20 protein-coding genes and 4 tRNA genes are annotated in these 20,394 nt (G+C 66.4%); 16 read left to right on the top strand and 8 right to left on the bottom strand.

The genetic code is table 11. From position 1 onward, the window contains the following. Positions 1–51: 51 nt before the first annotated feature. The gene (locus QRM60_RS21440; protein ID WP_011036092.1) at positions 52–537 is read right to left on the bottom strand and encodes an asparaginase domain-containing protein; all 486 of its coding nucleotides are present in this window, start codon (positions 535–537) and stop codon (positions 52–54) included. A 411-nt stretch (positions 538–948) separates the two neighbouring features. Here QRM60_RS21440 and QRM60_RS21435 point away from each other — a divergent pair, with 411 nt between their 5' ends. Next, positions 949–2,166: a glycoside hydrolase family 30 beta sandwich domain-containing protein gene (locus tag QRM60_RS21435; protein WP_285446990.1), complete on the top strand. Its 1,218-nt coding sequence runs from the start codon at positions 949–951 to the stop codon at positions 2,164–2,166. Between the two features lie 134 nt (positions 2,167–2,300). Here QRM60_RS21435 and QRM60_RS21430 read toward each other — a convergent pair whose 3' ends face one another. Both QRM60_RS21430 and wrbA read right to left on the bottom strand, forming a co-directional pair. After that, on the bottom strand, positions 2,301–2,645 hold the full coding sequence (locus QRM60_RS21430) for a DUF2069 domain-containing protein (RefSeq protein ID WP_115555482.1): 345 nt from the start codon (positions 2,643–2,645) through the stop codon (positions 2,301–2,303). Further along, positions 2,642–3,238: an NAD(P)H:quinone oxidoreductase gene (gene wrbA, locus QRM60_RS21425; RefSeq protein ID WP_014506797.1), complete on the bottom strand. Its 597-nt coding sequence runs from the start codon at positions 3,236–3,238 to the stop codon at positions 2,642–2,644. Before wrbA ends, QRM60_RS21430 begins: the two co-directional genes overlap by 4 nt. 112 nt (positions 3,239–3,350) lie before the next feature. On the opposite strand from wrbA, the gene QRM60_RS21420 reads away from it, so the two are divergent. From QRM60_RS21420 to QRM60_RS21405, 4 genes are all read left to right on the top strand, one after another. Further along, positions 3,351–4,628, top strand: coding sequence for a YihY family inner membrane protein (locus tag QRM60_RS21420; RefSeq protein WP_011036096.1), 1,278 nt, complete (start codon positions 3,351–3,353; stop codon positions 4,626–4,628). Continuing rightward, positions 4,625–5,239: a TlpA disulfide reductase family protein gene (locus QRM60_RS21415; RefSeq protein WP_042596310.1), complete on the top strand. Its 615-nt coding sequence runs from the start codon at positions 4,625–4,627 to the stop codon at positions 5,237–5,239. Before QRM60_RS21420 ends, QRM60_RS21415 begins: the two co-directional genes overlap by 4 nt. Further along, positions 5,239–5,505, top strand: coding sequence for an acylphosphatase (locus QRM60_RS21410; protein ID WP_103699502.1), 267 nt, complete (start codon positions 5,239–5,241; stop codon positions 5,503–5,505). Before QRM60_RS21415 ends, QRM60_RS21410 begins: the two co-directional genes overlap by 1 nt. A gap of 87 nt (positions 5,506–5,592) precedes the next feature. Further along, positions 5,593–6,816 (top strand): hypothetical protein, encoded by a 1,224-nt coding sequence (locus tag QRM60_RS21405; RefSeq protein WP_103699503.1) that lies wholly within the window; start codon positions 5,593–5,595, stop codon positions 6,814–6,816. On the opposite strand, the gene ppk2 is transcribed toward QRM60_RS21405, so the two are convergent. The 5 genes from ppk2 to hemA form a co-directional block, all read right to left on the bottom strand. Further along, positions 6,798–7,580, bottom strand: a complete 783-nt coding sequence (gene ppk2 / locus QRM60_RS21400; protein ID WP_115555485.1) for a polyphosphate kinase 2 — start codon at positions 7,578–7,580, stop codon at positions 6,798–6,800. The two genes, QRM60_RS21405 and ppk2, sit on opposite strands and share 19 nt — an antisense overlap. Before the next feature lie 30 nt (positions 7,581–7,610). Further along, positions 7,611–8,129, bottom strand: a complete 519-nt coding sequence (gene moaB, locus QRM60_RS21395; protein WP_228444432.1) for a molybdenum cofactor biosynthesis protein B — start codon at positions 8,127–8,129, stop codon at positions 7,611–7,613. A gap of 611 nt (positions 8,130–8,740) precedes the next feature. Beyond that, positions 8,741–10,447, bottom strand: a complete 1,707-nt coding sequence (locus QRM60_RS21390; protein ID WP_285446989.1) for a tetratricopeptide repeat protein — start codon at positions 10,445–10,447, stop codon at positions 8,741–8,743. After that, positions 10,444–11,529, bottom strand: a complete 1,086-nt coding sequence (prfA, locus tag QRM60_RS21385) for a peptide chain release factor 1 (RefSeq protein WP_011036103.1) — start codon at positions 11,527–11,529, stop codon at positions 10,444–10,446. The genes QRM60_RS21390 and prfA overlap by 4 nt, the downstream gene beginning before the upstream one ends. After that, entirely contained in the window at positions 11,507–12,805 is a 1,299-nt protein-coding gene (gene hemA / locus QRM60_RS21380) for a glutamyl-tRNA reductase (RefSeq protein ID WP_285446988.1), read from the bottom strand. Before hemA ends, prfA begins: the two co-directional genes overlap by 23 nt. A 65-nt stretch (positions 12,806–12,870) precedes the next feature. Here hemA and QRM60_RS21375 point away from each other — a divergent pair, with 65 nt between their 5' ends. From QRM60_RS21375 to QRM60_RS21325, 11 genes are all read left to right on the top strand, one after another. Continuing rightward, positions 12,871–14,559, top strand: coding sequence for a tetratricopeptide repeat protein (locus tag QRM60_RS21375; protein WP_042596301.1), 1,689 nt, complete (start codon positions 12,871–12,873; stop codon positions 14,557–14,559). Then, the gene (gene lolB / locus QRM60_RS21370; protein ID WP_285446987.1) at positions 14,556–15,212 is read left to right on the top strand and encodes a lipoprotein insertase outer membrane protein LolB; all 657 of its coding nucleotides are present in this window, start codon (positions 14,556–14,558) and stop codon (positions 15,210–15,212) included. The genes QRM60_RS21375 and lolB overlap by 4 nt, the downstream gene beginning before the upstream one ends. Then, a complete protein-coding gene (gene ispE, locus QRM60_RS21365; RefSeq protein WP_285446986.1) occupies positions 15,194–16,081 on the top strand; it encodes a 4-(cytidine 5'-diphospho)-2-C-methyl-D-erythritol kinase in 888 nt (295 codons plus the stop codon). Before lolB ends, ispE begins: the two co-directional genes overlap by 19 nt. Positions 16,082–16,084: 3 nt before the next feature. Then, positions 16,085–16,161 (top strand) — tRNA-Gln (locus QRM60_RS21360). Between the two features lie 184 nt (positions 16,162–16,345). Further along, positions 16,346–17,305, top strand: a complete 960-nt coding sequence (locus tag QRM60_RS21355) for a ribose-phosphate diphosphokinase (RefSeq protein WP_011269977.1) — start codon at positions 16,346–16,348, stop codon at positions 17,303–17,305. Between the two features lie 108 nt (positions 17,306–17,413). Continuing rightward, the gene (locus tag QRM60_RS21350; protein ID WP_040941714.1) at positions 17,414–18,043 is read left to right on the top strand and encodes a 50S ribosomal protein L25/general stress protein Ctc; all 630 of its coding nucleotides are present in this window, start codon (positions 17,414–17,416) and stop codon (positions 18,041–18,043) included. 50 nt (positions 18,044–18,093) lie between these two features. Beyond that, complete coding sequence (gene pth / locus QRM60_RS21345; RefSeq protein ID WP_011036110.1) at positions 18,094–18,675, top strand: aminoacyl-tRNA hydrolase; 582 nt, start codon at positions 18,094–18,096, stop codon at positions 18,673–18,675. 76 nt (positions 18,676–18,751) lie between these two features. Continuing rightward, positions 18,752–19,843, top strand: coding sequence for a redox-regulated ATPase YchF (gene ychF / locus QRM60_RS21340; protein WP_076039469.1), 1,092 nt, complete (start codon positions 18,752–18,754; stop codon positions 19,841–19,843). Between the two features lie 152 nt (positions 19,844–19,995). Beyond that, positions 19,996–20,081 (top strand) — tRNA-Tyr (locus QRM60_RS21335). Positions 20,082–20,110: 29 nt separating this feature from the next. After that, a tRNA-Gly gene (locus QRM60_RS21330) sits at positions 20,111–20,184 on the top strand. 33 nt (positions 20,185–20,217) lie between these two features. Next, positions 20,218–20,293: transfer RNA gene (locus QRM60_RS21325), tRNA-Thr, on the top strand. Positions 20,294–20,394 lie beyond the last annotated feature (101 nt).

The following is a 20,394-nucleotide window of genomic DNA, read 5'->3' as shown; positions in this document are numbered from 1 at the left end:
TTGGCGCATCCGCATAGTCTGCACTGATCAGAAAAGATCGTGAACAGGTTCTTAGACCGGTTCGAACCGGTTGGCCGCCACGTTCTTGCGCACCGTTTCCGGGTTCCAGATCCGTCCGTTCATGGCGATGTAGACGCCGGCCGGCAGCGTCTGGACGGCCCCGACCGCGCAGCCGATGTTGAACTCGGCATCGGAGCCGCGAAAGCGCGCCGGATTGAGCGCACCGGTCATCACGATGGTCTTGTCGGCGATCGACTGCAGCACCTTGCCGGTTTCCACCATCGAATCGGTGCCGTGGGTGATCAGCACCTGCCGGGCGGGCTGCGCCTGGATGGTGGCGCGGATCAGCTCGCGGTCTTCCTGGGTGATGTGCAACGAATCCTTGCGGATGATCGGGATGACCGTGAAGCGGAAGGTCACGCCCAGTTCCTTGAGGATCTGGCCGATCTGCGGGTCGCCGATCTGGTAGTCCGATTTGTCGTCGAAGTAGATCTTGTCGATCGTGCCACCGGTGGTGACGATCAGGAGGTCTTCCATTGCTGCGGGTCCTGTAGGGCCGGCGCGGTGCAAGGCCGCGCGAGGGCCGCCATGATACGGCGCTGGCGCCAGCGGTGCAGGCGATGGCCGGGCAGGGCGCATTCCGATGTATGGCGCGGCAGCGTGAGGCGTGGTGCACTGCCGCAGCGGTGACGCGTGCACGTGCTTTACCACACGCACGCTTCCCTGCGCCATCCGTTCGCTTGATGACAGCGCCGCGTTCTGGGATGCCATGCCCATTCAAGTGTCATCGGCCACGTGCACACTCCACACGCTGTTTCACTGGTCGCGATCGCTTTGTTGCGCGGCCGTGCGAGGCAGCAATGCCAACGCGCTGTGCAATGGCTGCCTGTGCGCGCACGGTCGTCGATGCGTTGGGTTGGCACCTTCGTTCAATTCTGGAGATGACGCATGAAGCCTTCCGTGTTGCTGCGTGCCGTAGTGCCGTTGATAGGGTTGTGCCTTACCGCCACTGCCGCTGCGCAAACCGTCACGGTCAACCCGAACCAGACGTACCAGACGGTGCGCGGATTCGGCGGGATGAATGGTGCGGGATGGATCAACGATCTAACGCCCGCGCAGGTGGATCTTGCCTATGGCAGCGGCAACGGACAGATCGGCCTGTCGATCCTGCGCATGCGCATCGACCCCTCCAGCAGTGGCTGGAGCCTGCAGGTTCCCACCGCCGCGCGCGTGCGCGCGCTGGGTGGCATATTGTTTGCCACGCCGTGGTCGCCGCCCGCGTACATGAAGTCCAACAACAGCCTGGTCAAGGGCGGCAAGTTGTTGTCGACCTCGTATGCCGCCTACACCACGCATCTGCTGGATTTCGCCAACTACCTCTCGGCGCGCAATGCACCGCTGTACGCGATCTCGCTGCAGAACGAGCCGGATTGGCATCCAGACTATGAATCCGCAGACTGGAATGGCAGCGACTTCGTCAACTATCTCAACGCCGAAGGCGGCAAGTTCGGCGCGTTGAAGGTGATCGTGGGCGAATCGGTTGGCTTCACCTTTTCCATCACCGACCCGGTGCTCAACAACGCCAAGGCCAGCCAGGCCACGTCCATCGTCGCCGGACATCTGTACGGCGCGCAGCCAAAGGATTACGCACTGGCGCGCAGCAAGGGCAAGCAGGTCTGGATGACCGAGCACTACACCGATACCAGCGATGGCAATGCGTGGCCGTCGGCGTTGGGCGTTGCGAGCGAGCTGCATCAGAGCATGGTCGCCAACTACAACGCCTACATCTGGTGGTACATCCGCCGCAGTTACGGGTTGATCAGCGAAGGTGGTTCGGTCAGCAAGCGCGGGTATGTGATGTCGCAGTTCGCGCGGTTTGTGCGGCCAGGGTCGGTCCGGATCGGTGCCACCGAGCATCCGTATGCGGACGTGTCCACCACGGCGTACCGCACGCCGGACAACAAGATCGTGGTGGTGGCGGTCAACACCGGCACCGCCCACCAGCGGCTGGATCTGACCGTGCCGGCCGGCGCGGCCACGCAGTTCGTCAAATACACCACCTCATCCAGCCTCAACGCCGGCTATGCCGGTGCGTACACGGTGAGCGGCGGCAAGACCTCGCTGTATATCGACCCGCAGAGCATCGCCACGCTGGTAGGGCAGTGACAGGCGGCGCTGCGGTGAAGGAGGGCAGGCAATGAGTACGCTGCCCACGGCAATGACCTCGCTGTGACGGTGTGAGTCCACGGCCAGTGGAGCGGGCAGTTCGTCCGCCCCACTGGCCGCCTGCGCGACCCGCGTTAGCGCGGAGCGCGGCGCTTGCCGAACCGCGCGGCCACGCCATGGCCGCTGACCAGCGCCACCACCAGCAGGGCCAGCAGCAATTCCAGCCAGGCCAGCCCACGTACGCCGGGGGCGCTCCAGGCGGCCATGATGCCGTGGCTGAACCAGCCCAGCGCGAACACGCCGGCCCAGAAGCGCGCACGCGCGCTGCGCACGGCGCCCATGGCCATCAGCAGCGGCGGCAGCGCGAACACCAGCAACGCGGCCACGCGGTGGCGGTCATCGTGAAACCACACCACGAACAACGCCGACATGGCCAGCAAGGCGGCGGTGAGCAGCCAGTGCGCGGCGCGCCGGCTCACGGGGTTGCCAGCCGCCGGGCGATATCGGCGACGCGCCGGCCCAGCGCGCGTGCCAGCACGGCTTCCTCGTCGCTGGGCTGCGGGTCGCCGCCCGCACCGGAGACATGGCTGGCGCCATACGGCGTGCCGCCGCTGGTGGTGTGGCTGAGGGCTGTTTCGGTAAACGGGATGCCGACGATCAGGCAGCCGTGGTGCAGCAGTGGCAGGTGCATCGACAGCAGCGTGGATTCCTGGCCGCCGTGCATTGAGGCGGTGGATGTGAACACCGCCGCCGGTTTGCCGGCCAGGGTGCCGTTGGCCCATTCGGCGCCCAGGCTGTCGAGGAAGTGCTTCATCGGCGCGGCCATGTTGCCGAAGCGCGTCGGGCTGCCGAGCAGCACGCCGGCGCATTCGGCCAGATCTGCAGCGTCCACATACGGGGCGCCTTCGTCGGGCACCGGCGGGGCGCTGGTCTGGGTGACCGCCGCCACCGGCGGGACCGTGCGCAGCCGCGCGCTCATGCCGGGCACTTCGCCAATGCCGCGCGCGATCTGCCGCGCCAGCCGCGCCACCGAACCGCCACGGCTGTAGTACAGCACCAGAATTTCCGTCATCGCGCATCTGCCGCCTGTGTGAGGTGGCCGCAGTATCGGCGATGGCGTGGCCTGGCTGCACGCCGCAGGTGCGGCAAGGCCGCGATGACGACGCTTCGGTTACCCTTGCCCGATGTCGCGTGTGAACACCATGCATCAGTGGAAGGAACGCCTGCGGGACCGTGCACGCACGGCCAGCTTCGGGCGTTTTCTGTGGCGCCGTTTCCTGGACGACCGGCTGTTCCAGGCCGCCGCGTCGCTGGCCTACACCACGGTGTTTGCGCTGGTGCCGCTGGCGATCGTGGTGTTCGGCGTGTTGTCGGCGTTTCCGGCGTTCAACGAGTGGAAGGACGCGCTCACCGACTTCATCTTCAATAACTTTGTGCCAGGCGCGGCGCGCTCGGTGCAGAACTACCTCAACCGGTCGCTCGAGGATCTGGGCAAGTTCACCGTGGCCGGCATGGTGGCGCTGGTGGCCTCGTTGCTGATCACCCTGCACAGCATCGAGCAGACCTTCAACAGCATCTGGCGCGTGGCCGCGGCCCGGCCCAAGGTGACGCGCTTTCTGATCTATTGGACGGTGCTGACGCTGGGCACGATGCTGGCGGCCGCGTCGATGGCCATGGCTGCGTATGTGTTCGCGCTGCCGCTGTTCCGCACCACCGAAGGCCAATGGCTGGCCGAATTCGCCTGGCGGCTGGCACCGATGGCGGTGGAGTTCGTCTGCATCGTGTTGATCTACCGCGTGGTGCCGCAGCATGCGGTGCGGCTGCGGCATGCGCTGCCGGGCGCGCTGCTGGCGGTGATCCTGATGGAAATCGTCAAGTGGGGCTTCGGCTTTTACCTGGGCAATTTCCAGACCTATCAACGCATCTATGGCGCATTGTCGGCGCTGCCGATCCTGCTGCTGTGGATCTACCTGAGCTGGGTGTCGGTGTTGCTGGGTGCCTCGCTGGCGTCGTCGATGTCGGCGTTCCGCTACCAGCCCGAGGCCATGCGGCTGCCGCCGGGGTTCGAGATCTACGGCCTGCTGCGCCTGCTCGGGCGCTTCCGCCAGGCCCGCCTGCACGGCAACGGGCTGGACGAAGACCGCATCCTGGCGCTGGAGCCCATGCTCACCGACACCTTGATGCAGGAGCTGCTGTGCGAGCTCAAACGTATCCGCCTGCTGCGCCGTGACGAGCGCGGCAACTGGCTGCTGGCGCGCGACCTGGACGTGGTGCCGCTGGCCGAGCTGTACGAAAGCTGCCAGCTGCGGGTGCCGGTCGAAGACCGCCCTTTGCCGTGCCGCGACGACCCCTATGGCCAGGCTGCCGCCGCCGCGCTGGAACAATTGCGTCAACCGCTGCGCAGCGTGCTGGCGCAGCCGGTTGGCGACCTCTATACCCACCTTCCGGGAGATCCCCCATGACCCTGCGTTCGTTGACGCGCGGTGCCTGCGCGCTGCTGTTGCCGTTGGTCCTGCTCACCGCCTGCAAGCCCGCCGGCGAGGGCACATCGACCACGGCGTCACCGGCGCCCACGCCCGCCAATCAGGCGCCGGCGACTCCACCGGGCGGCACTGACCCGGCCGCTGCGTCCACCACTAGTTCGGTGGTGCAGAAGACCGCTGAGATGCCCACCTTGTCGCTGCCCACCGTGTCCGGCGAGACCTACGACCTGGCCGCGCACCGCGGCAAGTGGGTGGTGGTGAACTTCTGGGCCACCTGGTGTGCGCCGTGCCTGAAAGAGATGCCCGAGCTGTCGGCGCTGCACACCATGCGCGACTCCATCGAAGTGGTCGGCCTGGCCTACGAGGACATCACCACCGCCGACATGCAGTCCTTCCTCAAGGATCACCCGGTGTCGTATCCGGTGGCCATCCTGGACCCGTACCAGCCGCCGCAGGACTTCGCCACCCCGCGCGGGCTGCCGATGACCTACCTGATCGGCCCCGATGGCAAGGTGGCCAAACAGTTCCTCGGCCCGGTCACCGCACGCGACATCGAGACTGCGGTGGGCATCACCGGCAAGGCCGGCTGATGCAGGCGGCACGCTTCATCGTCACCGGCGTCGTGCAGGGCGTGTTCTTCCGCGCCTCCACGCGCGAGCGGGCGCTGGCGCTGGCGCTGCGCGGACATGCGCGCAACCAGGCGGACGGCAGTGTGGAAGTTGTCGCCGCCGGTTCCGCTGCAGCACTGGAGGTACTTGAACACTGGCTCTGGCAGGGCTCGCCAGCGAGCAAGGTCGCGTCTGTCACGCGCACGCCGTGCGCGATTCCGACGACTGAAGCATTTGTAACCGGCTAGCCAAAAGTTGCCTGAGCAGGGCAACAGACTTGCGTTTCCTCGCCGATAACCTGGATGTCCACGCGATCAGGCGTGCAGGGGAAATGTATGGCAGCTCCATCTCAAGACCAGAACAGTGGGCGCGACCTGCCCGAACCTCGCAGTGCATTGGCGCAGCTGGCGCCGTGGCTGTATCTGGGCGCGCTGCTGGGCAGCGGCTGGCTGTTGTTCCTGCACCCGGCCACGCGGGTGTTGCGCCCCGAGCAGGCCGCCGCCAGCTGGCTGCTGGCCTGGGTCTTCGCGGGCATCGTGCTGGGTGCGGTGCTGTGGAGCCTGCGCCTGGCGCGGCGCGGCCTGGGCGAGCCGTCGGCCAGCTATCCGTTGTCTGCCCGTCTTCCCGATTCCTGGGCCGATGCCTACGCCGCGCTGTTGCGGCCGGCCACGGCAGCACCGCTCGCCCCGGCCAAGCCTGATCCGGCCAACGCGCTGCGTGGCGCCGCCTGGCACCGCTTTGGCGGCGGCATGCTCAACGTCGACGCCTTCGATCCGAACGACGCCACCCGCGCGCCGTGGGATGCGCTGGACAGCCAGGCCTGCATCGCGCGCCTGGACGAGCTGCGCCCCGCCTGGCAAAACGCCAGCGCCAACCGCGCGCAGCAGCAGGAACGCCGTTATTGGCTGGATGTGGTGCTGTCGCTGCTCGATCACGGCGTGATGCGCCCGCTGCAGGACGGCTATCTGCCCGACACCGCCGCGCTGCGGACCGAACGCCTGTTGTTGGGCGCCGACGCCGGCCCGCTGGTGCTGGCCGACGTACCGGCCCTGTTCGCCCGCCGCCTGGTGCTGGCCATCGAGGCCATGCCCTCGCCGCAGCGCGACGGTGCGCTCGCGCAATGGCAGCTGTTGCAGCAGTTGCATGCCCTGATCGCCGAAAGCCGCGTGCTGGACGAGCGCTCGCAGGTGATCCAGGTGCTTGCCTGGAACCCGGATGTGGACCTGGACCAGGTGGAAGTGGCCTACATCCTGGCCGCCGAATACCGCCAGGGCATGCGCGACTGGCTACGCCGCGCGGCCACGGTGCGTCTGCCCGACACCGCCCTGCGCCTGGACGAAGTGCTGTTGGCGTCCTGCAGCCCGCTCGGGCCGCAGACCGACGATGTCGACTACATCGAGGCGATGCGCCCGCTGCACCGCGGTTTCATGCAGTTGTTCGCCCAGCGCCTGAGCCAGTTGGTGGTGCAGGCCGAGCAGGTCGAAGGCCAGGCGGGCGTGCATCCGTTGCCGCGCGCCACTGCCGCCAGCGATGAAGTCTCTCAAGACTGGCCGGCGTAATCGTCGATCGGGGTCAGCACGCCGTAGTGCTCCTTGTGCAGCTTGCCGTCCAGTGGCGGCAGCGGCAGCAGCTCCTGTGGCACCGAGGTATCCGGCAGCCGGTCCAGCAGATCACGGATCAGGCTCAGCCGCCCGCGCTTCTGGTCATTGAAATCCACCAGCGTCCACGGCGCTTGCGCGGTGTGGGTGGCCTGCAGCATGCGTTCGCGCGCGGCGGTGTAGTCGTCGTACTTGGCGCGTGATTGCAGGTCCACCGGCGACAGCTTCCAGCCCTTGAGCGGATCTGCGTGGCGCTCGGCAAAGCGTTCCTCCTGCTCGGCCTGATCCACGCACAGCCAGTACTTGAACAGCAGGATGCCGTCGTCGACCAGCAATTGTTCAAAGCGCGGTGCCTGCTCCAGAAACGCCTGGTACTGCGCGTCGGTGCAATAGCCCATCACGCGCTCCACGCCGGCGCGGTTGTACCAGCTGCGATCCATCAGCACCAACTCGCCGGCCGCCGGCAGATGCGTCACATAACGCTGGAAATACCACTGCGTGCTTTCGCGATCGCTCGGCTTTGGCAACGCCACCACCCGGCATTGGCGCGGATTGAGATGGCTGGCAATGGTTTGAATCACGCCACCCTTGCCGGCGGTGTCGCGGCCTTCCACCAGCACCAGCGCGCGCTGGTTGGTGTGCCGCAGCCAGCGTGCCATGCCGACCAGTTCCAGCTGCAGCGGTTCCAGCAGTTTCTTGTAGGCCTTGCGTTTGAGGTGCGACATGCGGGTTCCGCCAGCGATGGAACGCGCAGGCTATTCGCTCAGCCGTGGACGCAGTGTCGCCAGGTTGCAGGGCTTGGTGCGCGCATCCAGCTGCGCACGCACGATCTGTTCCCACGCGGTGCGGCAGGCCGAAGTGGAACCGGGCAGGCAGAACACGAAGCTGTGGTTGGCCAGGCCGGCAAACGCGCGTGACTGCAGCGACGAGGTGCCGATTTCCGCAACGCTGATGGCGCGGAACATCTCGCCAAAGCCCGGCATCAGCTTGTCCAGCAGCGGGGTGATCGCCTCGGGCGTGGAATCGCGCCCGGTGAAGCCGGTGCCACCGGTCACCAGGATGCCGTCCACCTGCGCATCGGCGATCCAGGCAGAGACAATTGCGCGCATGCGATAGCGATCGTCCGGGCACAACGCACGCGCATGCAGCACGTGGCCCTCGTGGGTGAGTGCGTCGACCAGATAATCGCCGGAGCGGTCATCGGCCAGGGTGCGGCTGTCGGACACCGTCAGTACGCACAGTTGCAAGGGAATGAAGTCGAGATTGGAAGGCATGCCGCCAGCCTAGCGAGCCTGGACGGCCGGGTACAGCACCACAGCGTGAAGCCGCACAACGTCAGTCGCAGTCGAGGATCCGCTGATACTGGCAGTTAGCAACTGACAGTTCGTGGCAAATCGATAAGCCGCTCTCCCTTGGGGCGAGAAGGCACAGCTTGCGCGCCACTGGTGTGCGTGCCGCCGAGCGCCCACGCCGCAAGGTTGGACGCCCCTCTCCCTCCGGAAGAGGGACTGTGGTGAGGGTGCGGCGAAGCAAGATGCTAGCTTCGGTGAGGGGGCAGCAGCGCGGCCGGGGATCGGCTCCTCGGCTCGGTCAGACATCCTGTCTGACTCGCCGCCGCGGCACATCCCTGTGCGGCTCTCCGCCAATCCCCGGCCACGCTGCTGCCTTGGCACTTCATTACTGCGACTTGGAGGGGTTTGAACGCGATAGTGAGGAAGTTGTCTGGAGCCCCTCTCCCGTTGGGGCGAGCAGGCACAGCGTGCGCGCCATGGTCGCGCGTGCCTTGGAGCGCCCGCGCCGCAAGCGCGGGCCGGGGCGTGGAGCGGGGGTTGGGGGTGAGGGTACGGCGGAAGGCAGCCATCTATTTGAAAGCAAAAAGCCCGCGCTAGATTCCCAACCAACCATGACGCCGCGCGAGTGCCTGCAACAACGCACCAAAATCATCCGCAAACCCGTCCATATGAAACACCCCGGACGCACGGCGCAGTACATCCACCCGCGCACGCAACGCACCCAGCGCCGCCGGATCACTCGCCAACGCCACCGCCTTGGCAACAAACGCGGCATCGTCCGCCACATTCATCTCATCCAACCCAAGATGATGATTCAAGCTGCCAGCGACCCGCGCAGCAAACGTCTCCCCAGGCGTCGTCAATACCGGGCATCCCGCCCATAGCGCGTCCGATGCGGTGGTGTGCGCGTTGTACGGATGCGTATCCAGAAACAGGTCCGCATGGCGGTAGCGCGCCAGGTACTGCGGATGCGGCAACTTCGGCATGAACACCAGGCGCTGCGCGTCAACGCCTTGCGCCTGTGCGAATGCACGCAGACGCGCATCGGCCTCGCCCGGCCCGGACAGCAGCCACAGCACGCTATCAGGCACTGCGCGCAGCACGGCCAGCATGCGCGCCATGCTGCGCGGGTTGAGTTTGTAGCTGTTGTTGAAGCAGCACAGCACCACGCCCTGCGCGGGCAAGCCGCACTGCGTACGCGAAGGCGGTTCGGCAACTACGCGCGAGGTGTCCGACGGCTGAAATGCACCTTGCAAGCGCAACACGTGCTCGCTGTAGAACGGCTCCAGCGACGGCGGCAGCGCGAACGCATCGCCCAGCACGTAATCCATCCATGGCGCGCCCGACGTGCCCGGATACGCCAGCCAGTTGACCTGCACCGGTGCCGGGCGCAACGCGAACACTTCCGGACGCCCGCCGCCGCCCCAGCCACGCAGGTCGAACAACAGATCGATGCCGTGGTGGCGGATGTGCTGCGCGGTGGCCAGATGCCCGAGTGCGGTGACGTCGTGCAAGGTACTGGCCTGCGCCAGCCGCGTCCGCAGCGTGCTGCCATCGTCACCGCTTGTCGCAAACAGATGCATCTGCAGGTCCGGCTGGCGCCGCTGCAGCGCTTCGAACAAGGCCACGGTCAGCAAGCCGGTGGGATGCGCGCCAAAGCCATTGGAGACGAAGCCCACTCGTAGCGGGCCCTTGCTGCGCACGCGCGTTGGCGCAAGCGGCCGCACGCTGGCGGCGATCGCTTGCGCACGCGTGCGCGCACAGGCCAGTTGCTCGGCGGCGCTGGCGTCCTCGCTGAGGAACGCGAACGGCTCCACCGCGCCAACGCCCTGCGCCACGGCGGCGCGCACCTGCGCGGACAGCACATCCAGCGCGCGCCAGTCACACAGCCGGCGCCGCCAGTTGAGCAGTTGCGCGGTGATGTACGGCTCCTCCGGCAACAACTGATGCGCACGCGAGTACGCGGCGGCAGCGGCTTCGGCCTGGCCGGCATCTTCCAGCGCATGCCCAAGCCACAACGCGATACCGGGGTGTTCGGGGGCAGCATCGGAGGCTTGCTGCAGCAGGACGGCGGCCTCGGCATGGCGCTGTTGCGCCCAGCGCACGCGGCCCAGCCGCGCCACTGCCTCCGGATGGCCGGGCTGCAGCGCGAGGCCGCGCTGTACCGCCATCTCGCCGGCAGCCGTGTCGCCCATGCCCAGCTCCGCGTCGGCCAGCATCAGCCAAGCCACGAAGTCCTGCGGGCGATGGCGCACGGCCGCGCGCAGCTGCAACAGCTCGCGCGGGCCGTCGGCGGTCACGTGCCCTCGCTCAGTCGCGCCAGTTCGTCGGCCTGATGCTCGTGCAGCAAGCGTGCGATCAAGGCATCCAGATCGCCTTCGATGATGTTGGGCAGGTCGTACAGGGTCAGCCCTTCGACGCGGTGGTCGGTGATGCGCCCCTGCGGAAAGCTGTAGGTGCGGATGCGTTGGCTGCGGTCGCCGCTGCCTACCTGCAACTTGCGCGTCTGCGCCTCGGCGGCGGCGGCCTTGCTGCGTTCTGCTTCCACCAATTGCGCCTTCAGGCGCTTCATCGCCTTGTCGCGGTTGGCGTGCTGGCTGCGTTCGGTCTGGCATTCCACCACCACGCCGCTGGGCACGTGGGTGATGCGGATCGCCGATTCGGTCTTGTTGACATGCTGCCCGCCGGCGCCGGAGGAGCGGAACGTATCCACCTTCAGGTCGGCCGGATTGATCACGATCTCTTCCACGTCATCGGCTTCAGGGATGATCGCCACGGTCGCGGCCGAGGTGTGGATGCGGCCCTGCGATTCGGTGGCCGGCACGCGTTGCACGCGGTGGGTGCCGGACTCGAATTTCAGCCGCGAATACGCGCCGCGCCCGACCACCCGCGCCACCACTTCCTTGTAGCCGCCGTGCTCGCCGGGGCTGTCGGATTCGATCTCCACCTTCCAGCCCTGGCGCTCGGCGTAGCGCGCGTACATGCGGAACAGATCGCCGGCGAAAATCGCCGCTTCGTCGCCGCCGGTGCCGGCACGCACCTCCAGGAACAGGTTGCCTTCATCGCGCGGGTCGCGCGGCACCAGCAACAGCGCCAGTTGCGCGTCCAGTTCGTCCAGGCGTGCCTGTGCGGCGAGGATTTCTTCCTCAGCCAGCTCGCGCATTTCCGGATCGTTGCGCATCGCCTCTGCCGCGCTCAGATCGGCTTTGGCGCGCGCCTCTTCCTGCATGGCCAGCGCCACCGGTTCCAGCTGCGACAGTTCGCGCGACAGGCTGCGGAACTTGTCGTTGTTGCTGACCACCTCCGGATCGGAGAGCAGGTGTTGCAGTTCTTCGCGGCGCTCGGCCAGCGCTTCGAGCTTACGGCGCAGGGTCGGCGTCATCAGTCCTCACGATCGGGGTAGCTACAGGGGGATGGCGGTAACCGGGTTTCTCGGGGAATAGCCGGTCGGCCGCGCTGGTCAGGTCGAGGTCGTTGTTGAGCGCGGCATCGCGCAGTGCGGCGGTTGGCGGATGCAGCAGGCGGTTGGTCAGCGCATGCGCCAACTGTTCCAGCACTTCATCGGCCGGCTTGCCGTTGTTCAATTGCTGCCGCGCCTTGGCCAGCAGTTCGTCGCGGGTGCTGTCGCCGAAGGCACGCAACCGCTTCAGCGGCGCCTGGCGCTCATTGGCCTGCAGCGTTTCCACATAGCGCGCCACCTGCAGGTCGATGATGGCTTCGGCCTGGTCGGCCGCCTCGCGGCGACTGCGGCGGTTGTCTTCCACCGCGCGTTCCAGGTCGTCCACCGTGTACAGGTAGGCGTCGCTCAGCTCGGCCACCGAGGCCTCGATATCGCGCGGCACTGCCAGGTCGAACAGCAGCATCGGCTTGCGCTTGCGCGTGCGCAGCGCCTGTTCCACCTGTGCCCGTGTGACCACCGGCTCGCGCGCGGCGGTGGCGGAAAACACCACATCGGCCTCGGCCAGGTGGCGATCCAGCTCGGTCAGCGGCAGCGCCACGCCGCCGTGCTGGGTGGCCAGCGTCTGCGCGTGGGCCAGGGTGCGATTGGCGATCAGCAGCCGCCGCACGCGGCCTTCGCTCAGATGCTTGGCCGCCAGTTCGATGGTCTCGCCGGCGCCTACCAGCAGCACCGTCGATTCATTCAGGCGTGCGAACGATTCCTGCGCCAGCCGCACCGCGGTGGATGCCACCGACACCGGGTTGGCGCCCACGCGGGTGTCGGTGCGTGCGCGCTTGGCCACCGAAAAGGTCTGCTGGAACAGCCGGTCCAGGCCACTGCCCAGCGCGCCGTGCGCGCGTGCCACCGCCCAGGCGTCCTTCACCTGGCCCAGGATCTGCGGCTCGCCCAGCACCATCGAGTCCAGCCCGGTGGCCACGCGGAACAGGTGGCGCACCGCTTCGGCGTCGTGATGCTGGTACAGATAGCCGCTCAGCCCGGGCGCGTGCGTGTCCAGCCAGGTCACCAGCGTCTGCGGGTCGTCGGCCATCGCATACAGCTCGGTGCGGTTGCAGGTGGACAGCAGCGCGGCCTCGCGCACCTGCGGCAGGGTGCGCAACGAATCGAGCGCGCGCGGCAACGCGTCACCCGCGAACGCCGCGCGTTCGCGCAGGTCCACGGGTGCGGTCTGGTGATTCAGTCCGAGCACCCACAACGTCATTGTTCAGTTGCTTGCGATAAGCTGCTGGCCATTCAGGGCCCCATTTTACGGCCCGGTTGCCCCCGATGCCTGTACCGATTCGCATCCTGAGTGTTCTTTTGCTGGCCACAGTGTCGACCAGCGCCATCGCAGCACCGAAAAAAGCACCGCCCGCCCCCCCGGCAGCCACTGCCGGCAGCGCCTCGCTGGAGCCAGTCCTGGCAGGCGAATTTGCCTTGCAGGCCGGGCAGTTGGACGAAGCAGCGCGCGCTTATCTGGATGCCGCCAAGGCCGAAGCCGGCGATGCCGGGCTGGCCGAGCGGGCCGCCCGCATCGCCATGCTGGCCAACGATGACGCGCGCGCCATCGAGGCCCTGGCCCTGTGGCGTGCCCGTGCGCCGTCGTCGCTGGCAATGCGCAGCACCGAAGCCTCACTGGCCTTGCGCCGCAACGATCTGCGCACCGCGCGCCGCGATCTGCTCGGCCTGCTCAAGGAAACCGACCCGCGCGGCTGGCGCTTCGCGCTGATCGCCCTGGCCAACGGCGGACGCGAGCCGGACGCTTCGGCCGATGTGCTCGAAGACCTGGTCAAGGCCGGCGCCATCCCAAACCAGATCGAGGCCTGGCAGGAGTTCGGCCGGCTGGCGCTGCGGATGGAGCGCCCGGCGCTGGCCAAGCGCATCGTCGACGAAGTGGTGCGCCGTTTCCCCGAAGAACCGCGCGTGGCCTTGCTGCACGCCACCCAGTTGCAGCAGGAAGGCAAGAACGACGAAGCGCTGGCGCTGCTGAAGAATGTCGAGCCGCAGGCGGTGAAGGACTCCGAGCTGCGCGGCGCGCTGGCGTTCGCCTATGACGCGATGGGTCAGACCGAAGCGGCGGCACGGGTGCTGTCCACCGGCCCGCAAGACACCCAGACCTACGGGTTGCGTGCCTCGATGCTGGCCAAAGAAAAGGACAACACCGCGCTGGCCGCGCTGTACGACGAGCTCAAGGGCAACGCGACCAAGCCCGATCCAGACCGCCGCCTGTTGCTGGGTAAGATTGCCGAATTCCTCAAGCGCTACGACGAGGCAGTGGAGTGGTACCGCGGCGTTCCCGGTGGCCCGCAGCTGAGCGAAGCGCGCCTGCGCGCGGCCAGCGCCTTGTACGAACTCGGCCGCAAGCCCGAAGCGCTCAAGGAAGCCCGTGCCCTGCAGGGCGATGCCAGTGCCGACGACGACGCCCGTCGCGACGCCTACGTACTGGAGGCCGAGCTGCACCAGCGCGCCGACGATGCACCAGGCGAACTGGACGCTTTTGCCCGCGGGCTGGCGGCCTACCCGGACGACGGCGCCTTGCTGTACGCGCGTGGCCTGGCCTGGGAACGCCGTGACGATGTGCCGCGTGCCGAGGCCGATCTGCGCAAGATCCTGGTCGCCGAGCCGGAAAACGTCGCCGCCCTGAATGCGCTCGGGTACACCCTGGCCGACCGCACCACCCGCTACAAGGAAGCGCTGGCGCTGATCGATCGCGCACGCACGGCCGCGCCGGACAACCCGGCCATCGTCGACAGCTACGGCTGGGTGCTCTACCGCATGGGCCGCACGAAGGAAGCGCTGGTGCAGCTGCGTCGCGCCTGGGCCCTGGTCAAGGACCCGGAAATCGCCGCGCACGTGGGTGAAGTGCTGTGGGTCAGCGGCAAGCAGGACGAAGCGCGGCGCTACTTCGACGAAGCACGCCGGCTCGACCCGGACAACCGCGCGCTGCAGCGTGCGGTGGAGAAGTTCGGTCTATGAATCAGGTGATCAGGACGCTAGCCCTCACCGGGCTGGCGCTGGCCGGCCTGTCGGGGTGCGTCAGCGTGCCGCGCGGGCAGGGCGGTGCCGCGCCGGTGATTGTGGGGCAGGTGAGCGAATCCGCACAGCAGGCTGAAACCGCTCGCCAGGCCTGGCTGCAGGCACATCCGGCATGGTCGTTCCAGGGCCGGGTGGCGATCAGCAAGGGCCGCGATGGCGGCAGTGGCCGTCTCGATTGGCAGCAGGATGGTCCGCGCTACCGCTTGCAATTGAGTGCGCCGGTGACCCGGCAGAGCTGGGTGCTGACCGGCGACACCGCCACGGGCGCAGGTCGCCTGGAAGGTCTAGATGGCGGGCCGCGCGCTGGCGCCGATGCGGAGCAGGTGTTGCTGGAGGCTACTGGCTGGACCATTCCCGTCAATCAGATGCCCGACTGGGTACGCGCCCTGCGCATCGCCGACGCCGGCGCCGCGCGCGTGGACCTGGACGAACATGGCCGGCCGCGCACCGTGCAGCAGGACGGCTGGACCATCGATTTCCTCGAATGGACGCCCGCCAGCGCAGCCCAGCCCGAACTGCCGCGCCGGATCGAAGCGCGCAATGGCGACGCCAAGGTGCGCCTGCTGGTCGACCAATGGACGCTCTCGCCCTGATGTCTGCGTCGAACCCTGCCTGGTCGGCCTGGCCTGCGCCGGCCAAGCTCAACCTGTTCCTGCAAATCGTCGGGCGCCGCGCCGATGGCTATCACCTGCTGCAGACCGTGTTCCGCCTGCTCGACTGGGGGGACGCCGTTCATGTTCGTTTGCGCACCGATGGCCGGATCCAGCGCATTGGCGCCAGCCTGCCGGGCGTCGCCGAAGACGACGATCTCATGGTGCGTGCGGCGCGGGCGCTACAAATTCATGCCGGCACCGCGCTCGGGGCCGAGCTGCGGGTCGACAAGCGCATCCCCGCCGGCGGTGGCTTCGGTGGCGGCTCCTCCGATGCCGCCACCGTGCTGGTGGCCCTGAATGCCTTGTGGGGCCTGGGCTTGCCGGTCGACACCCTGGCCGAACTGGGCCTGCGCCTGGGTGCCGATGTGCCGGTATTCGTGCGTGGGCACAACGCCTGGGCCGAAGGTGTGGGCGAAAAATTGACCCCGATCAGCCTGCCGCAGGCGGCCTACGTGCTGGTCGACCCCGGTATTCACGTGCCTACGCCGGCCCTGTTTCAATCACAGGAATTGACGCGGGATGCTGCGCCCGCGAAAATAGCGGACTTCGCTTCCGGTTCTCTGCTCGACAATGCGTTCGAGCCGGTCCTGCGGCGCCGGGAACCTGCCATCGAGGCCGTGTTCCAGGCGCTTTCCAGGATCGGAACGCCACGTTTGACAGGGTCGGGGAGCGGTTGTTTCGTCGAATTCGCCACGCGCGCTGCTGCAGAGCAGGCCATGGCGCAGTTGCCGGGCAACCTGCGGGCGTGGGTCGTGGAGGGTGCAGCGCACTCGCCATTGCTCGACGCACTGGACGCGATACAAGTTTGATGCAGGGGCGTCGCCAAGAGGCCCAAGGCACCAGGTTTTGATCCTGGCATTCGTAGGTTCGAATCCTACCGCCCCTGCCAGTTGTTGAGAATTGATGCAGATCCCTCTGCACGCGCCGTACCTGCAGATCCCTCTGCAATCGCCCGCGCATCTTATGCGGGAGCGAGGGAAAGCAGGTGCGGATCCAAAAAAGCCTGGCTTGGCGCGCCGTTGTCCCGCTCCGCCATCGACCCGCACGCTCTTTGCCGCCGCCCGAGAGATCTCATGCAAGACCAACGTAATCTGCTGGTGTTCTCCGGCAATGCCAATAAACCGCTTGCCCAAAGCATCTGCAAGGAGCTGGGCGTGCGCATGGGCAAGGCGCTGGTCACGCGCTTCTCCGACGGTGAAGTGCAGGTCGAGATCGAAGAGAGCGTGCGCCGGCAGGAAGTGTTCGTCATCCAGCCGACCTGCGCGCCCAGCGCCGAGAACCTGATGGAACTGCTGGTGCTGATCGACGCGCTCAAGCGCGCCAGCGCCGCGTCCGTCACCGCGGTGATCCCGTATTTCGGCTATTCGCGCCAGGACCGCCGCATGCGCTCCTCGCGCGTGCCGATCACCGCCAAGGTCGCCGCCAAGATGATCTGCGCGATGGAGGCCGACCGGGTGTTGACGGTCGACCTGCATGCCGACCAGATCCAGGGCTTCTTCGATGTGCCGGTCGACAACGTGTACGCCTCGCCGCTGTTGCTGGCCGACATCTGGCGCGCCTACGGTACCGACAACCTGATCGTGGTCTCGCCGGACGTGGGCGGTGTGGTGCGCGCGCGCGCCGTCGCAAAGCGCCTGGACGATGCGGACCTGGCCATCATCGACAAGCGTCGCCCGCGTGCCAACGTCGCCACGGTGATGAACATCATCGGTGACGTGCAGGGCAAGACCTGCGTGCTGGTGGACGACCTGGTCGATACCGCCGGCACCCTGTGCGCGGCGGCTGCTGCACTCAAGCAGCGCGGTGCGCTCAAGGTCGTGGCCTACATCACCCACCCGGTGCTGTCCGGCCCGGCGGTGGACAACATCAACAATTCGCAGCTCGACGAGCTGGTGGTCACCGACACGATCCCGCTGAGCGCGGCCGCACGCACGTGCCCCAAGATTCGCCAGCTGAGCGTGGCCGAACTGCTGGCCGAGACCATCCGCCGCATCGCCTTCGGCGAGTCGGTCAGCTCGCTCTACGTCGACTGACACGTTCTTCGGCATCCGGATGTCCGGGTGCCGCAATCCGTCTCTCCTGGTCGCGGGGGAGACGCTTCATCGCCGCGAGGCGGTGTTCCAACTAGGTAGTGAAATCCAATGGCAAAGACTCATGAAATCAAGGTCGAGCGCCGCGCAGACGAGGGGAAGGGTGCGAGCCGCCGCCTGCGTCACGCTGGCGTCATTCCTGCCATCGTTTACGGTGGCGAACTCGAGCCGGTCAGTATCCAGCTCAACCACGAGCAGATCTGGCTTGCCCAGCAGAACGAGTGGTTCTACTCGTCGATCCTCGACCTGAACCTCAATGGCGACGTGCAGCAGGTGCTGCTGCGTGACATGCAGCGCCATCCGTTCAAGCAGCTGATCATGCACATCGACTTCCAGCGCGTCAGTGCCAACGAGAAGCTCAGCGCTTCGGTGCCGCTGCACTTCATCAACGAAGCAAGCTCGCCGGCTGGCAAGTCGAGCGAAGTGGTCGTGACCCATGAGCTCAACGAAGTCCAGGTGGTCTGCCTGCCGAAGGACCTGCCGGAGTTCATCGAAGTCGATCTGAGCACGCTGGAAGTGGGCACCGTGATCCACTTGTCGGAAATCACCCTGCCGGCCGGCGTGGAGATTCCCGAGCTGAAGCTGGGCAAGGAACACGACGTGGCAGTGGTCATCGCCAAGCACGGTCAGGTGGAAGCCGACGACGTGGCTGACGAAGGCGCTGAAGGCGACGCCAAGTAATCGGTTGGCCGGTGCTGCGTCACTGCGCAGCGCCGGCTCCGGTATGCCGTATGTCTGCATTACGTCTGATCGTCGGGCTGGGCAATCCCGGTCCCGAACACGCGCAAACCCGGCACAACGCCGGGTTTCGTTTCGTCGATGCGCTCGCCGAGCGCACCGGCGCACGGTGGGGCCTGGACAGCAAGCTGTTCGGCGAAACCGCCAAGGCCGAGATCGCCGGCCACACGGTGTGGTTGCTCAAACCCGCCACCTTCATGAATCTCAGTGGCAAGTCGATTACTGCTGCGCTGCGATTCTGGAAGATCGAGCCGGAGCAGCTACTGGTTGCGCATGACGAGCTGGACCTGGCGCCGGGCACGGCGCGGCTCAAGTTCGACGGCGGCCATGGCGGCCAGAATGGCCTGCGTGACACCATCCGTCTGCTCGGGCATGGCAAGTTCCACCGGCTGCGGGTCGGCATCGGTCATCCTGGTCACAAGGACCGCGTGGTGCCCTGGGTGCTGGGGCGTGCCGGGCGCGACGACGACATGGCGATTGGCGAGGCAGTGGATGCGGCCATCGATGCGCTGCCGCTGGCACTGGACGGTAATTTCAACGAGGCGATGAAGCGGTTGCACACCCCAAAAAAATAGAGAATGGGGAATGGGGAATGGTAGGAGCGCTGCTCTGCCATTCCTCATTCCCGATTCTCCATTCACTGGACAACCCATGGGTATCAAATGCGGCATCGTCGGCCTGCCCAACGTCGGCAAGTCGACCCTGTTCAATGCCTTGACCAAGGCCGGCATCGCCGCGGCCAATTTTCCGTTCTGCACGATCGAGCCCAACGTGGGCGTGGTGCCGGTGCCGGATCCGCGTCTGAATGAGCTGGCCGAGATCGTCAAGCCGCAGAAGCTGATTCCGACCGCGGTCGAGTTCGTCGATATCGCCGGCCTGGTGGCAGGTGCGGCAAGCGGCGAAGGGCTGGGCAACAAGTTCCTGGCGCACATCCGCGAGGTCGATGCAATCACCCACGTGGTGCGTTGCTTCGAGCATGCCGACATCATCCACGTGAACAACAAGGTCGACCCGATCGCCGATATCGAAACCATCGATACCGAGCTGGCGCTGGCCGACCTGGATAGCGTGGAAAAAGCCCTGAATCGTGCCGAGCGCAGTGCCAAGGGTGGAGATAAGGAAGCGGCAGCACGCAAGCCGGTGCTGGCCAAGTTGCAGGCGGCACTTGCCGACGGCAAGGCAGGGCGCTCCGCTGGTCTGGACGAGGAAGAGAAGGCGCTGGTGCGCGATCTATTCCTGCTCACGCTCAAGCCGGTGATGTACATCTGCAACGTGCTCGAAGACGGATTTGAGAACAATGCGCACCTGGATGCCGTGCGTGCGCATGCCGCCACCGAAGGCGCCGAGGTGGTACCGGTTTCCGCTGCGATCGAAGAAGAGTTGTCCCAGCTCGACGATGCCGACCGCGACACCTTCCTGGCCGATCTCGGTCTCGACGAGCCTGGCCTGAATCGCGTCATTCGCGCCGCCTACAAGTTGCTTGGGCTGCAGACCTACTTCACCGCAGGCGTCAAGGAAGTGCGTGCCTGGACGGTCAGGGCCGGTTCCACTGCGCCGCAGGCCGCCGCCGTGATCCATACCGACTTCGAGAAGGGCTTCATTCGCGCCGAAACGATCGCCTTCGATGACTTCATCAAGTATCGCGGCGAATCCGGTGCGCGCGACGCGGGTCGGCTACGTCTGGAAGGCAAGGAATACCGCGTCAAGGAAGGCGACGTGCTGCATTTCCGCTTCAACGTCTGAGTCGATGCGCGCAGCCCGGAGGGGTGCGCGCCATCGTTAGTGAAATTGCTCCAAATTTTTGTTGACACCGCATGCGTCCCACAACAAAATAACGGGCTGCTTCACCCCGAACCGATTTCGCCTTAACGCGCACCGGTCCGGTAGTAAAAGCTGGAGGGATACCCAAGCGGCCAACGGGGGCAGACTGTAAATCTGCTGGCTTACGCCTTCGGTGGTTCGAATCCACCTCCCTCCACCAGTTTCACGTTGTGGCATGCAGTTCCCGGCGCGGGAGTAGTTCAACGGTAGAACCTCAGCCTTCCAAGCTGATGGTGCGGGTTCGATTCCCGTCTCCCGCTCCATTGAACGCAAATGCATGGCATAATGCAAAACTCGCTCACGTAGCTCAGTCGGTAGAGCACCTCCTTGGTAAGGAGGAGGTCGAAGGTTCGATTCCTTTCGTGAGCACCATTACTCAATCGTCTTCAACTCCAAACGATTACCGAGAACTTGCAACCATGGCAAAAGCTAAATTCGAGCGCACCAAGCCGCACGTGAACGTCGGCACGATC

Source organism: Xanthomonas sp. fls2-241-TYG-148, assembly GCF_030208815.1.
Classification (GTDB): domain Bacteria; phylum Pseudomonadota; class Gammaproteobacteria; order Xanthomonadales; family Xanthomonadaceae; genus Xanthomonas; species Xanthomonas campestris.
The sequence above is the reverse complement of the archived record's forward strand: the minus strand, read 5'-3'. Positions and strand labels throughout refer to the sequence as shown.